Raw genomic sequence first — 15,221 nt, 5'->3', positions numbered from 1 at the left:
TGTTTTTAATGTTTAATTTTATACCATACATTTAAAATTAAATGATATCAATATGTCCAAATTACTGATAGTTGAAGATGATGTAGCTTTTTGTACGATGCTCAAAACTTTTTTGCAAAAAAAAGGATATGAGGTGTCCACTTCATTTTCTGGTAATGAAGCCGTTTTACAGATACAGGAGCATACTTTTGATATTGTACTCACGGATGTAAGATTACCAGATAGGGATGGTATCACGTTGTTAGACGATATTAGGGCAAAGAATCCAAAGACTCAGGTTGTGATTATGACTGGTTATGCGGAAATAAACATGGCGGTTAACGCTATCAAGCAAGGAGCATTTGATTATGTTTCTAAACCCTTTAATCCCGATAAGATACTTCAGATTATTGAAAAGGCACTAAAAGTAGACACTAAAGAGTCTGAATTTGGTGATAGTAAAGCGCCTAAAAAAGAAGAGAAGATTGCTCGTACAAATAATTCTTTTGTAAAAGGAATCAGTGATGCTTCTAAAAAATTGAATGAATATGTTGCATTGGTGGCTCCTACTCGTATGTCTGTGCTAGTCATTGGAGATAGTGGTACAGGAAAAGAATATGTAGCTAGTAGTATACATAAAGCAAGCAAAAGAGTAGATAAACCTTTCGTTCCAGTGGATTGTGGAGCGATTCCAAAAGAAATTGCATCAAGTGAGTTTTTCGGACACATCAAGGGATCTTTTACCGGTGCGGTAAATGATAAAGTAGGTCATTTTGAAGCAGCTAATGGCGGAACCTTGTTTTTAGATGAAATAGGTAATCTTAGTTATGAATTGCAAGTTCAACTTCTTAGGGCATTACAAGAAAGAAAGATTAAGCCCGTAGGAAGTAATAAAGAAATAGAAGTTGATATCCGTGTTATAGCCGCTACAAATGAAGATCTTAGCAATGCGGTAAAAGAAGGAGAGTTTAGAGAAGATCTATATCACCGCTTGAATGAGTTTTCAATAAAAGTACCACCATTAAAGGACAGAATTGAAGATTTGATGCTGTTTGCAAATTATTTTCTTGAGGAATCTAATGTAGAGCTGGATAAGCATGTTGTTGGATTTGCTGATGAAGTGTTGGATACATTTAAGAAATACGATTGGCCTGGAAATTTAAGAGAATTAAAAAATATTGTAAAAAGATCTGTATTGCTTTCTCAGAATGATATGATTACCATGGATGTACTTCCCAACGATGTTGCATATGCTTCTCATAATGCCAAACAAACCTATGGATTATTTAAGAATCAAAATGAACAAGAATTGATTTTGGATGCTTTGGAAAAAGCAAACGGTAATAAAGCAAAGGCGGCACGAATGCTGGATATAGATAGAAAGACACTTTATAATAAGTTAAAGCAATATGATATCAGTCTTTAATTTTTAACTTTGAGCTTATCGATTAAATCTTCTATTTTGTTCACTCCTTTCTCTGTAAGTTCAAGGATATCTTTAGTGCTCAACTCATAATTGTCTTGATGCTCTAGCGTATCTAAGATTGGTACGATTTCTTTTGCTTTTATTTGCTTAAACATTGGCAGCATTTTATGAGCTAGTCTTTTAATCTGTTTAAAATCTTGATTGTTAATGGCAGCCTTAAGCTCCTTTATATGATCCGTGGTACTATTACAAAAAGTTTCTAAAATGGCATAAAGAGATTCTGTATCTCCTTGAGCAAAAAGCATTAGGTCGCTTAAGGAGTAATTAGTTTCTTTTTCTTGTTCAGATATCGAATTTTCATAATCAAGATTGATAGTATCAAGTTTTAAAATACTTGCAATTAATTCTATCAAAGCCTGTGGAGCATATGGTTTACGAAGACTTCCTGAAAAACCAGCTTTCTCATACTCCGATATAGAAGTATCTGTTCTACCGGATAAAGCAATAATTGGTAAATCTTTATAAGCAGTATTATTTCTAATGGTTTTTAGTAGTTCAAAACCATCCATTTTGGGCATTTGTATATCTGTAAGAATTAGATCGTAGTTATTTTTCTTTAAAAGTTCTAAGGCATCTAAACCATTTTCACAGATGTCATAGGATAAACTGATCAAGGATACTACTTCACTAGTTAAATCTAGTTGACTAAGATCGTCATCTACAATAAGAGCTTTTTTATTCGTGAAATGCTGAATTTCTAAAGATTCATTTTCTTCCTCTGGAATTTGAGTTTTAGCAAGTTTAATAGGGATACAAAAACTAAAATTACTACCCTCTTCCGGTTCACTTTCTAGTTTAATCTTTCCATTAAGAAGCTTAATTATTTTTTTAGTAATAGCTAATCCTAGACCAAAACCACCATATTTCTTTTCAGTATCATCATCTCCTTGTGAAAATTCTTCGAAAATAAATTTCTGTTGTTCCTTTGTTATTCCGATACCGGTATCTTTTACAGAAATTACAAGCTCTTTTTCGGCAAGACCGTTTTGTGTAATTTTACTATCAATTGTAATGGATCCTTGATCTGTAAATTTGTACGCGTTATTTAATAAGTTAGTGAGTACTTGTTTGATTCTAAATGGATCCCCTAAAAATTGTTTGTTTAGTTCTCTGTCCGAATTTATTAAGATTTCTAAATTCTTACTATCATTTACAGGAATAACACTCGTAATTGTGTTTTCGATTAATTTTTTAGGAGAAAAAGGTAATTCCTCTATCACCATTCTACCTGCTTCAAGCTTAGATAAATCAAGCAGATCGTTTACTAAATGGAGAATATAATCAGATGATTTTTTGAGATGACCCAAATAATGTTTTTGCTTATTAGTTAAACCTGTTTTTTCCAACAAATCAGAATATCCGATAACGGTATTCAAGGGAGAACGCAGATCGTGTGTTACGGTGTTTATTAAAGATTCTCTGGTTTTTAAGAGCGTTTCTTTATATATTTTTTCCGCTTCTAATTCGTTTCGATATTTTTGACTCTTCGATACATCTTTGGTGATCAAAAAGAGAAACGTAATGGCAATTATTAAGCTAATTGCGGTAATGATTATAATGAAATGAGCGGTTTTATCAAGAATGCTATTAGATCGTTCTAGTTTTGCAACGTACTCCTTTCTTTCATTATCTTCTATAGCAGCCATTAAATCTCGGAGCTGTCGGGTAATAATTTGATCATTCTTTAAAAGTTTATTTTCCCTAGCTTTGATCTGTCTTTGATATCTTCTTTCTTTTTCCTCAGCATCCGAAAGTGCTTGATAAATGGATCTGGCAATAGAATCAATAGTTTGATTAGTTAAACGCTCTTCGTTATCTTTTCTAGTATATTCCAACCAAGCTATAATAGCTTCTTTTTTCTGCGGACTATATTTCCTAAAGCGTTTATCATAATCGGTATAATTTCCAAAGTTTTCATTCTTCTTTAATTGGTCCATTACATTTTCCTGCAACCCTTTTTCTTTACTTTGCTCATAAATTGCAATAAGTTTCTCAAAGTTTTGATTTTTATTGTCAATTAAGATCTTAATACTGTCAATTTTTCTGGATTGTAATGTGTCGAGAGACATTGCACTAACTCTATCTATAGTACTTATGATAGAGTCAATTTTTGTCGTATAGTTTTTGAACTTCTCTGTATCCGAAGTTTGGATAATATTTCTTGTTAGACTTTCTGCCTCGTAAAGACCCGTTATGGCTTCGCCAACTAAGAAAAGTTTTTCGTTATTATCATTTTTTATTTTAGTAATTTCAGAATAATTACTAAACTGCCTGTAGATCACCCAAAAAGCAATTACTGCAAGTACAATTGCCAGTGTGTAACCAGCAATTATTTTTAACGTAATAGAACGTTTTGTGTTTTTCATACTATACTAACTTCAAAAAAACAGAAGCATTGTTTTTATGTCTAAATAAAGTTACGATAAATCAATTAAACATAGTACTTTTGCAGCAAAATCTCAAAGGGGTGCTTTTTTATTGTTTTGAATTTTGAGTTAAGAGTGTTAAGTAACATAGCTTAAAATTTACAACTTTAAAAGGCTGAGATCACACCCGATGAACCTGGGCAGGTAATGCTGCCAAGGGACAGCCATAAGCTAATAATATCCGTTTGGTATACTAGCTCAATAGGGAAACAATAAACAGTATTGTATAGTCAGTACAATTTTTAATTTAATTTTAAATCTTAGAATAATTACCCCTTTTATTCGTAATATTTTTTACGAATGAGAAACCTATTATTTTGTCTTACCATTTTGGCATTGAGTTTACAATTATCAGCTCAAGAAAAACAAAAAGATACCATAACAAATGGAATAGAAAAACTAGATGAAGTTTTAGTTAAATCTGTTCGTGTGGACGCAGATTCACCTATTACACATTCTAATTTGAGTAAAGAACAATTGACAGAGCGTAATTTAGGTCAGGATATAGCGACGCAACTTAATTTTCTTCCAGGGGTTGTAACAACATCAGATGCAGGTGCAGGTATTGGATATACTGGCTTTAGAGTAAGAGGAACAGGAAACCAAGGAATTAATGTTACTATTAATGGAATTCCGTATAACGATGCGGAAAGCCTCACTACTTTTTTTGTTAATTTGCAGGATTTTACTTCTTCGATAGAAAGTTTACAGTTGCAACGTGGAGTAGGAACCTCTACGAATGGTCCTGGAGCTTTTGGAGCTAGTTTAAATATTCTTACTGATGTTATTTCAAATGAAGCTTATGGTGAAACCTCGCACTCTGTGGGATCATTTAATACCCGCAGGCACAATGTAAAATTTAGTACCGGGCTTTTAAATAAACATATTGAAATATCAGGACGATTATCACAGATTAAATCAGATGGATACGTAGATCGTGCATCTTCAGATCTTAAATCCTATTTTTTACAAGGTGCTTACAAAGATCAGAACACCTTAATCAAAGCAATCAATTTTGCAGGATCTGAAATTACTTATCAATCTTGGTTTGGAATCGATGCTGCGACTCTAGAGAGTGATCGAACCTTTAATCCAGCTGGAGCACGTTTTGATGATGTGGGTAATCCTGAAGGATTTCATGAAAATCAGGTAGATAATTATAAACAGGATCATTATCAATTACATTGGAATCAAAAATACACTAATAATTGGAGTTCACAACTCAGTTTAAATTACACATATGGGCGTGGTTTTTTTGAAGAATATGTAGATGACTGGTTTGAGCAAAATATCAATTTTGGGAATGAAAGTACATTAGCTTTTTACGGGCTTGATGAGGTTGTGATAGGTGGAGAAACGATAACCACATCGGATATCATACGAAGACGATGGTTGGATAACGATTTTTATGTGATAAATGCAAATATTAATTACAAAGACACTTCTTGGGATGTGACGTCTGGACTCTATTGGAGTCAGTATGATGGGGATCATTTTGGAGAAGTTATATGGGCGCGCTTTGCCAGTGATTCTGAATTAGGCGATCAGTATTATTTTGGGACAGGTGATAAGGGAGAAATGTCCGTTTTTGCGAAAGGAAATTATCGTTTAAACAAACAATGGCAGTTTTATTTAGATCTACAAGGAAGGTTCATTGACTATAATACCGATGGTATCAACTCGGATATAGAAGAATTTGTAATTGATGAAAGTTATAGCTTTTTTAATCCCAAGGTTGGAACAACCTTTAAACTAAATGATAAAAATCAATTTTATGCATCATATGCACGTGCCAATCGTGAACCGAATAGAACCGACTTTGAAAATGGAACACCAAGACCAGAACGTCTTGATGATTTTGAACTAGGATGGCGTCATAGGAGCTCTAAACTTAATTTAAGTGTAAATGCTTATTATTTAAACTTTACAGATCAGTTGGTACTAACAGGTGCTTTGGACAATGTAGGAGCTCCGATACGAGCTAACAGTGGAAAAAGTTATAGAGCAGGTATCGAAATAGATGCGGTGGTTACTTTAGGATCTAAATTTATGATTGCTCCAAATGTCGCAATAAGTACTAATAAGAATAAAGATTTCTTTTTCCAACGTGATGGTGTGCTTACAAATTTAGGAGATACAAATATTTCATTTTCACCAAATCTAGTTGCGGCAAATACTATACAGTATCAACCTATTGATAATTTAAGAATAGGATTTTTATCAAAGTTTGTAGGAGAACAGTACTTAGGTAATATTGATAGTGAAACTTCTAAATTAGATAGCTTTTTTATCAATGATCTGAATGTTGCTTACGAAATCAAAGATATTCCTGTTTTTAAATCTATTATCCTTACTGGTTTAGTGAATAATATTTTTGATGAAGAATACGTGTCGAATGGATATTTTTTCACTTTTGATGACGATTTTACAAATCCAGGAACAGTGACTACAATAGAAGGAGCCGGATTCTATCCTCAAGCGGGAATTAACTTTTTGGTTGGAGCGACATTGAAATTTTAATAATAAAGCCCAGAAAACAGTAATTTCTTGTTATAGTTTTTCTGGGTTTTAGTACTTTTATAAAATAAACTTTAGGGGTGTCTTCTAGTATTGAAGTCTGAGAAATACCCTTTGAACCTGATTCAGTTAATACTGACGAAGGGAAAAGTTAATATCATTTCTTATACAAGATGTAAGAATTTGGTTTTTCTTCTCAAAATAGGTCTTTACCTAAAGTTTATGGATTTAAATCTAAAAAGATGACCATAAACGTTAATAATCAAGAGCAAATTGTTTCAGCTAATAGTTCGATAGAATCTTTATTAGAACACTTATGTCTTTCCAAAGATGGAATTGCTATTGCCGTTAATAATGAAATCATTACTAAAAGTAAGTGGAGTCAAACCCTTATTCAAGGACAAGATAATATTACCATCATACAAGCTACTCAAGGAGGATAAATACAAACAGAAATTAAGCCATTACTAAAAGCTAAAAGGATATATTTATGAAGAAAAAAGATACCGCACCGCAAGAAGGAAAAATAACAACGACTCCTTTTCCAAGTTCCAAAAAAATCTATGTAAAAGGAAACATTCATCCACAAATTAAAGTTGCAATGAGAGCGATTGAATTGAGCGATACTGTGGATTCTATGACTCGAAAAAAAACACCAAATGAATCTGTGGTAGTATACGATACTAGTGGACCATACACAGATCCTAGCAAAAAAATAAATGTACACGAAGGAATTGAACCTATTAGAGAGCAATGGGTTATGGATCGGGGTGATGTAGAAGAGCTAGATAGTTTTTCTTCAGAATATTGTAATCAACGTTTAAATGATGCTAGTTTAGATCATCTTAGATTTAATCATTTACGAAAGCCTAAAAGGGCAAAAGCTGGTAAGAATGTTTCTCAGATGTATTATGCCAAACAAGGAATTATTACTCCTGAAATGGAATATGTTGCCATTCGTGAAAATCAAAAAATTGAAGAAGCAACCCGAATAGCTAATCAACATCCTGGTCAGGATTTTGGAGCAAGTATCCCAAAAAAGATTACAGCAGAGTTTGTAAGAGAAGAAGTAGCAAGAGGAAGAGCGGTAATCCCATCTAACATAAATCATCCGGAAGCAGAACCAATGATTTTGGGGCGTAATTTCTTAGTGAAAATAAATGCTAATATTGGTAACTCTGCTACCACCTCTAGTATAGAAGAAGAAGTAGAAAAAGCAGTTTGGGCTTGTCGATGGGGAGCAGATAATATTATGGATCTTTCTACAGGTCAGAATATTCATGAAACACGTGAGTGGATCGTTCGTAATTCTCCAGTACCAATTGGGACAGTGCCTATCTATCAAGCTTTAGAAAAAGTAAATGGTAAGGCAGAAGATCTTACTTGGGAAATTTTTAGAGATACTTTGATCGAACAAGCAGAACAAGGAGTAGATTATTTTACCATACATGCAGGTGTTCGTTTAGCATATGTGCCGATGACTGCGAAAAGAGTCACAGGAATTGTTTCTCGTGGAGGTTCGATCATGGCAAAATGGTGTTTGGCGCATCATAAAGAAAGTTTTTTGTATACACATTTCGAAGATATTTGTGAGATTATGAAATCTTATGACGTGGCGTTCTCATTAGGAGATGGTTTACGTCCAGGATCTATTGCTGATGCTAATGACGAGGCGCAATTCGCAGAATTAGAAACATTGGGAGAACTTACTAAAATTGCCTGGAAGCACGATGTACAGACTTTTATAGAAGGTCCAGGACACGTGCCGATGCATATGATCAAGCAGAATATGGATAAGCAATTAGAAGCTTGTGGAGAAGCACCTTTTTATACATTAGGCCCATTAACTACTGATATTGCTCCAGGATACGATCATATTACTTCTGGAATAGGTGCAGCAATGATTGGTTGGTATGGTACAGCAATGTTGTGCTATGTAACACCAAAAGAACACTTAGGATTGCCTAATAAAGAAGACGTACGAGTTGGTGTAATAACATATAAATTGGCAGCTCACGCGGCTGATTTAGCAAAAGGACATCCAGGGGCACAACATAGAGATGATGCATTGAGTAAAGCTCGATTTGAGTTCCGTTGGGAAGATCAATTCAATTTAGCTTTAGACCCAGAAAGAGCAAGAGAATATCACGATGAAACATTACCAGCAGAAGGAGCAAAAATTGCTCATTTCTGTAGTATGTGTGGTCCAAAATTCTGTTCTATGAAAATTTCGCAAGAAGTACGAGATTATGCTGCTCAGAAGGAAATTGATGATCAGAAAGCACTAGAAAAAGGAATGCAGGAAAAGGCAGAAGAGTTTAAAGAAAAAGGAAGCGAAGTATATTTATAGATAACAAGGTTTAGGTGTGAGAAGAAACCTCATACCTCAATCCTAAAACCTCATACCTGAATTATGATAATAGTTCTCACATCAGAAAAACCAGTGCCAAACGAAGCAGATAAGATCAATGCATTGTTTGAAACTGGTTTGCAAATATTGCATCTGCGTAAACCAACATTTACAATTGATGGATATCGCTCCTTATTAGATCAAATAGAAACGAAATATCATAATAGAATTATGATACACCAATTCCCCGAATTAACTCAGGAATATGGGTTACGAGGAATACACTTACAAGAACAACCACGTATCGACTTGGAAGATGCATTGGATGTAACAATTCAGGTATATAAAAACAAAGGTTTCTCTGTTACAAGTTCTTTTCATTCTAAAGAGGATATTGTGGCATGTAAGTCGGATTTCGAATATGTTTTGTTAAGTCCTGTTTTTGGATCAATTTCTAAAGCTGGTTATGAAGGGAAAGGATTTGATGTAAACGATCTGAATTATACGATCATCGGAATGGGCGGAATTAATGAAACTACTTTACAAAAAACCTATGATTTAGGGTTTAAAGGAGTGGGAGTTTTAGGAGGTGTCTGGAATACTGAAGATCCTTTAAATAGCTTTTTGAAAATAAAAAAAGCTGACGATCAAGTCATAAAAGATATCAACTAAAGTTCTTATGAGAAATCGGCCAAACATACTTACCATAGCAGGTTTTGACCCATCATCAGGAGCTGGATTAACGGCAGATATTAAAACTTTTGAAGCTTTAAAGTGTTATGGTCTGGCTGTTTGTACGGCAAATACGGTCCAAAATGATACTGATTTTGAAGAATGTATTTGGAACGATGTTGAGGTGATCAAAAGTCAGATATCAATTCTTTTTAAAAAATTCAATATTGATTATGTAAAGATTGGCATTGTGCAGAATTGGAAAGTTCTAAATGAAATTATTGATTTTTTGTTAGAGAAAAATAACGATGTAAAAATTGTTTTGGATCCAGTGCTAAAATCTAGTTCTGACTTTGATTTTCATTCCCCAAATGGTAGTTCTAGTAATCCTGATCTCAATAGTATCAAGAACTATTTTGAAGAAGTGCTAAAGAAAATATATCTGTTGACTCCTAATTACGAAGAAATTGAGATGTTTTACACTGATAAAACTATAGAAGAGACAGTGAGACACATTAGCAGTAAAACTAATGTATTTCTAAAAGGTGGACACCGAAAAGAAATGTTGGGAAAAGATGAATTATTTACCAACGAAGGGAAATATTTTGTGTTAAATCCAAAAAGTAAAAATATAACAGAAAAACATGGTAGCGGTTGTGTAGTATCCTCAGCCATAACTGCGCAATTCGCATTGGGTTTTTCTTTACTAAAATCATGTTTTAGGGGAAAACGATACACCGAAAAAGTATTGAGTTCTAATAACACACTTTTAGGGTATCATAATATATAAAGATTGAATAAAAAATATAAAAATGCTAATGGCGAATCAGCTAGAAGCTAAAGGCTAGAAAATGGATACATTAAAAATAGCAGATAAAGAGTTTTCCTCCAGATTGTTTACCGGAACAGGAAAGTTTAGTTCGTCTGATCTGATGAGAAAAGCATTATTAACTTCAGAAAGTGAATTGATAACGGTGGCACTTAAACGGGTTGATGTTACTAATAATGAAGATGATATATTAACTCATTTGGATCATCCTAGGATTAATTTATTACCCAATACTTCAGGTGTGAGAGATGCTAAGGAGGCTATCTTTGCAGCTCAATTAGCAAGAGAAGCATTAGAAACAAATTGGATTAAATTAGAAATTCACCCAGATCCGAAGTATTTATTACCAGATCCTATAGAAACCTTAAAAGCTGCAAAAAAGTTAGTAAAACTTGGTTTTGTAGTAATGCCGTATATTCATGCTGATCCAGTTTTATGTAAACGATTAGAAGAAGTAGGTACTCAATGTGTAATGCCATTGGGAGCACCTATAGGAAGTAATAAAGGTTTAAGAACAATAGATTTCTTAGAGATAATAATAGATCAAAGTAATGTGCCTGTTATTGTAGATGCAGGTATTGGTAGTCCATCACATGCCGCTCACGCAATGGAAATAGGTGCCGATGCAGTTTTAGTGAATACTGCTATTGCGGTTTCAGAAGATCCGATTGTAATGGCCAAAGCTTTCAAAATGGCGGTAGAAGCCGGTCGGTTGGCGTATAATGCCAAGTTAGCTCCTAGTAAACAACACGCAGAAGCCAGTAGTCCTTTGACTTCATTTTTATCTAAAGATTAAAAATGAGGGTATCGGCTGTCAGGTATCGGTTTTGTAATTTATGTTATAAAAATTAGAAGTATTAAATGAGAGACTTAAAAGAATTAAAAGTTTGGGAGAGAAGTCACAAGCTATGTTTGTTAATTTATGATGCTACTAAAGAATTTCCAAGTGAAGAAAAGTTTGGGATTATATCTCAAATTAGAAGAGCTTCTTCCTCTGTTCCAACAAATATTTCTGAAGGCTGTGGACACGATTCGAGTAAAGAATTTGCAAGATACTTAAGAATTGCTTCTGGATCAATTTCAGAAGTAGAATATCTTTTGATTTTATCGAATGATCTAGATTATTTAAACGAGAAACAAGCTTCGGATTTGCTAAATCAGACCATACAAATAAGAAAAATGCTGTATAATTTAGTTAAAGCAATTGCACAATGACAGATACCCGATACCCGATATCCGATACCAGTTTCAAACACATATTCGATCAATATAATTGGGATCATGTCTTATCTGATATCCTTAGTAAAACAGAACAAGATGTTCAGAAAGCATTAAATGCTGGTAATAGAACTATTGAGGATTTCAAAGCCCTAATTTCTCCAGCAGCTAAACCTTATCTGGAGCAAATGGCGCAATTAAGTTATCAGGTTACTAAGAAACGTTTCGGCAATACTATCCAGATGTATGCTCCGATGTATTTAAGTAACGAATGCCAAAATATTTGTACGTATTGTGGGTTTAGTATAACTAATAAAATTCCAAGAAGAACCTTATCGGATGAAGAAATTTTACGAGAAGTAGATTTTCTGAAATCTAAAGGATATGATCATATTTTGTTGGTTACGGGAGAAGCAAATCGCACCGTTGGAGTCGATTATATTAATAATGCCATTAGATTAATTAGATCTAAGTTCGCGAATATTACTATAGAGGTGCAACCCATGGATCAAAAAGATTATGAATTATTAATAGATAGTGGCTTATATGCTGTGCTTGTATATCAAGAAACGTATCATAAGGGTGAATATAAAAAGAATCATCCAAAAGGAAGAAAATCAAACTTTGACTATCGATTAGAAACTCCGGATCGATTAGGAAAAGCAGGGATTCATAAAATAGGTTTGGGAGCTCTATTCGGTTTAGAGGATTGGAGAGTGGATAGTTTTTTTACTGCCTTACATCTGCAGTATTTAGAAAAAACATATTGGAAGACAAAATATTCAATATCATTTCCTAGGCTTAGACCTCATAGTGGCGGATTAGAGCCCAAAGTAGAAATGACAGATTCTGATTTAGTACAATTAATCTGTGCATTCCGTTTATTAGATGAGGATGTAGAATTATCTATGTCTACCAGAGAAAGTGAAGTCTTTAGAGAAAATATTGTAAACTTAGGTGTTACCTCTATTAGCGCTGAATCTAAAACAAATCCTGGAGGATATGTAGTAGAACCTCAATCATTGGAGCAGTTTGAAATTTCTGATGAACGTTCCACAGAAGAAATTGTCACGATGTTAAAATCTAAAGGGTTAGAAGTCGTTTGGAAAGATTGGGCTCATAATTGGCAATAAATTGTAATATCTTTATAAGCTAGTTTTGTAATATGCTAAGCAAAGAAGAAAAAACACAATACAACCGTCATCTTATCCTTGATGAAATTGGAGAAGAAGGACAAAATAAACTAACATCTGCTAAAGTCCTGGTAATTGGTGCAGGAGGCTTAGGTTGTCCAGTTCTACAGTATCTTACAGCAGCGGGTATAGGAACAATTGGGATTATTGATGATGATGTAGTAGATCAAACGAATCTTCAACGGCAGATACTCTATACAATTGATGATATAGGAAGATCAAAAGCTAAAGTAGCTTCAGAAAAACTATCCAGACTAAATCCTTTTGTGTTTTTTAAAGTATATGAAGAGAAATTAGATATAGATAATGCTTTAGAACTTTTTTCTGAGTATGATATTATTGTAGATGGGAGTGATAATTTTCCAACGAGATACTTGGTAAATGATGCCTGTGTATTAACCGATAAACCTTTGGTGTTTGGTTCAATTTTTAAGTTTCAGGGACAAGTTTCTGTGTTGAATTATAAAAATGGTCCTACATATCGTTGTCTATTTCCTAATCCGCCAGCATCAGGAGCTGTTCCAAATTGTTCAGATATTGGTGTTTTAGGAGTGTTACCTGGAATTATAGGGAGTCTTCAAGCGAATGAAGTTATTAAAATGATTGTTGGAATAGGTGAAGTTTTAAAAGGGAAATTACTCTATTTCGATGCACTTACCTTACAACAACAGGTTCTCAGCTTCAAAAAGAATCATGATATAGAAGTAAATCAACTAGAAAATGACTATGATTTTTTCTGTGGGATTAAGCCAAATATTCTTGAGGAAATTACACCTTCAGAATTAAAACAAAATCTTGAGAATTATCAAATTCTAGATGTTAGAACAATAGAAGAATATAATAAATTCAATATTGGAGGAATACATATACCTCTAGATCTGGTTTTAGATCGAACTTTAGAATTAAATAATCACAAACCAATCGTAGTTTGTTGTCAATCAGGTGTACGAAGCAAAAAAGCGATTGAAATTATTTATGAACAAAGAGATGACCTGTATCTAATCAACCTTAAGGGAGGTTTGTCGTCTTATTAACTTTATAAATAGGCACCTCTAAGCCCGACCTGGTCTTGATCGTGTATAAGAGATCTGAATGCTGCTGGGTAAAAATGTTGTTATAATTTACTGGAGTATTTATAAATTTCTCTATAGCTACCGTTTCTGGAGAAGTAGAGATTACTTCTTGTAATTCCTGACTCCTTATCTCTATATACAATAGTAGCAACAAGCATACTAATACTTTTTTCATTAATTCCTTTTTTGTTTTTACATGTTCGTTTTCTAAAACGTTTAAAAAAGGGTATATCCAATAATGAGTGCTGCGGTTTGGTATTTAGAGTTTGTATTTATATCCTTGACAAAAAGATTTCTATTGCTTCGGTACCTTAGTTCAATACTATATTTCTTGTATTGATATCCTATACCGAATGCAAAACTAGAAGATGACGTAATCTCATTATCTATGACATTAAAATTAGCTCCTCCTGTTATGTCTACGATCAAATCTATCTTTGAATCCAATGGAAAGTCAAAAACAAAACCACCATTTAAGAAGATTTTAGAATGATCATTGACAAATAAATTATGTCGTATACCAATTGGTAATTCTAGAGATTTATAATCTACACTTGCAGTAGTTCTAGACGCTACTACTACACTTGAAGGTAAAAAATCCACTTCTCTTTCATCTACCTTGTAAGACTGGTAAGTCGGTTCTATAAATACAGACCATTTACTTTTGTTAAATGGTAAAATATATTCTATCTCCAAACCTATTCTAAAGTTTTGATCATTTCCAAAATCAACTTCTTTAGTAAAGGAGCTAATGCTATTGTCATCTAAGGTAAGTCTAGATTGATGTACCCCAGGACGAATGCTGATATTAAAACTCTCACTCGCTTTTTTCTTTTTTTCTATAAATTTGAAACTAGGATTTAAACAGGTGTTATATTTAATAAAATATTTTATCAAATCCTTTTTGTAATAATCAAGATTTTGTACTTCTTTCATTTGAATATTTTCACATCGCAGATCACTCCAAAGTTGTCTCCTAAATTGATTATTTTTGGCTACGGAACCTTCTTTTGATAGATATCTCTTGTGAATCAATTGCTTTACTTTAGCACCCTTTATGCTATAAAAAAAACGCACAAAGTCACTTTCTGTATACCCATATAGTACAGCATCTCCATCAACCAAAACTTTTAAAAAGATAGTTTCTTTGGTATATTGAGGCTCCTGATCAGATCCTAATTCAATGATTTTATCTGTAGAACGATCCATAGAAACTTCAAAACGTCTGTAAATTGATCGTTCTAAAATTCCAAATTCTTGGACAGTTTGTATTGTTTTAGTCTTAGAATCGGAATCTAAAGTAGTTTTGTATTTAAATGCTGTTGGATTAGCACTCCAATCTTTATTTTTTATAAAACACTCCGCTTTGACACCATTATTATCAATAAAATATCCTTTTTCAAATTTTATTTGTCCATAAGAGTTAAAACCTAGGATTAAAAGTACAATTGCACATAATGTTTGTTGTATCATTATTT

13 protein-coding genes and 1 riboswitch are annotated in these 15,221 nt (G+C 33.3%); of the genes, 10 read left to right on the top strand and 3 right to left on the bottom strand.

Features of this window, described 5'->3' with window-relative positions:
• The first annotated feature begins 52 nt into the window (after positions 1-52).
• Positions 53-1,405, top strand: a complete 1,353-nt coding sequence (locus Q0910_RS16870; protein WP_299218971.1) for a sigma-54 dependent transcriptional regulator — start codon at positions 53-55, stop codon at positions 1,403-1,405.
• On the opposite strand, the gene Q0910_RS16865 is transcribed toward Q0910_RS16870, so the two are convergent.
• Positions 1,402-3,831 (bottom strand): hybrid sensor histidine kinase/response regulator, encoded by a 2,430-nt coding sequence (locus Q0910_RS16865; protein WP_299218969.1) that lies wholly within the window; start codon positions 3,829-3,831, stop codon positions 1,402-1,404. The two genes, Q0910_RS16870 and Q0910_RS16865, sit on opposite strands and share 4 nt — an antisense overlap.
• Before the next feature lie 360 nt (positions 3,832-4,191).
• Here Q0910_RS16865 and Q0910_RS16860 point away from each other — a divergent pair, with 360 nt between their 5' ends.
• From Q0910_RS16860 to moeB, 9 genes are all read left to right on the top strand, one after another.
• On the top strand, positions 4,192-6,411 hold the full coding sequence (locus Q0910_RS16860) for a TonB-dependent receptor (RefSeq protein WP_299218967.1): 2,220 nt from the start codon (positions 4,192-4,194) through the stop codon (positions 6,409-6,411).
• Between the two features lie 63 nt (positions 6,412-6,474).
• Positions 6,475-6,572, top strand: a riboswitch (TPP riboswitch).
• Between the two features lie 78 nt (positions 6,573-6,650).
• Positions 6,651-6,851, top strand: a complete 201-nt coding sequence (gene thiS, locus Q0910_RS16855; RefSeq protein ID WP_299218964.1) for a sulfur carrier protein ThiS — start codon at positions 6,651-6,653, stop codon at positions 6,849-6,851.
• A gap of 47 nt (positions 6,852-6,898) precedes the next feature.
• The gene (gene thiC, locus Q0910_RS16850; RefSeq protein WP_299218962.1) at positions 6,899-8,758 is read left to right on the top strand and encodes a phosphomethylpyrimidine synthase ThiC; all 1,860 of its coding nucleotides are present in this window, start codon (positions 6,899-6,901) and stop codon (positions 8,756-8,758) included.
• Between the two features lie 63 nt (positions 8,759-8,821).
• Positions 8,822-9,430, top strand: coding sequence for a thiamine phosphate synthase (locus Q0910_RS16845; protein ID WP_299218960.1), 609 nt, complete (start codon positions 8,822-8,824; stop codon positions 9,428-9,430).
• Positions 9,431-9,437: 7 nt separating this feature from the next.
• Complete coding sequence (locus tag Q0910_RS16840) at positions 9,438-10,220, top strand: hydroxymethylpyrimidine/phosphomethylpyrimidine kinase (protein WP_299218958.1); 783 nt, start codon at positions 9,438-9,440, stop codon at positions 10,218-10,220.
• A gap of 61 nt (positions 10,221-10,281) precedes the next feature.
• Positions 10,282-11,055 carry a thiazole synthase gene (locus tag Q0910_RS16835; protein ID WP_299218957.1) on the top strand — a complete coding sequence of 258 codons (774 nt, stop codon included), beginning with the start codon at positions 10,282-10,284 and terminating at the stop codon, positions 11,053-11,055.
• A 65-nt stretch (positions 11,056-11,120) separates the two neighbouring features.
• Positions 11,121-11,474: a four helix bundle protein gene (locus Q0910_RS16830; protein WP_299218955.1), complete on the top strand. Its 354-nt coding sequence runs from the start codon at positions 11,121-11,123 to the stop codon at positions 11,472-11,474.
• A complete protein-coding gene (gene thiH / locus Q0910_RS16825; protein ID WP_299218952.1) occupies positions 11,471-12,610 on the top strand; it encodes a 2-iminoacetate synthase ThiH in 1,140 nt (379 codons plus the stop codon). The genes Q0910_RS16830 and thiH overlap by 4 nt, the downstream gene beginning before the upstream one ends.
• A 32-nt stretch (positions 12,611-12,642) precedes the next feature.
• Positions 12,643-13,704: a molybdopterin-synthase adenylyltransferase MoeB gene (moeB, locus tag Q0910_RS16820; RefSeq protein ID WP_299218950.1), complete on the top strand. Its 1,062-nt coding sequence runs from the start codon at positions 12,643-12,645 to the stop codon at positions 13,702-13,704.
• On the opposite strand, the gene Q0910_RS16815 is transcribed toward moeB, so the two are convergent.
• A complete protein-coding gene (locus Q0910_RS16815; RefSeq protein WP_299218948.1) occupies positions 13,679-13,918 on the bottom strand; it encodes a hypothetical protein in 240 nt (79 codons plus the stop codon). The two genes, moeB and Q0910_RS16815, sit on opposite strands and share 26 nt — an antisense overlap.
• A 41-nt stretch (positions 13,919-13,959) precedes the next feature.
• Complete coding sequence (locus Q0910_RS16810) at positions 13,960-15,216, bottom strand: tRNA modification GTPase (protein WP_299218946.1); 1,257 nt, start codon at positions 15,214-15,216, stop codon at positions 13,960-13,962.
• Positions 15,217-15,221: the final 5 nt, after the last annotated feature.

The organism is uncultured Aquimarina sp. (assembly GCF_947495315.1).
GTDB lineage: Bacteria > Bacteroidota > Bacteroidia > Flavobacteriales > Flavobacteriaceae > Aquimarina.
The sequence above is the reverse complement of the archived record's forward strand: the minus strand, read 5'-3'. Positions and strand labels throughout refer to the sequence as shown.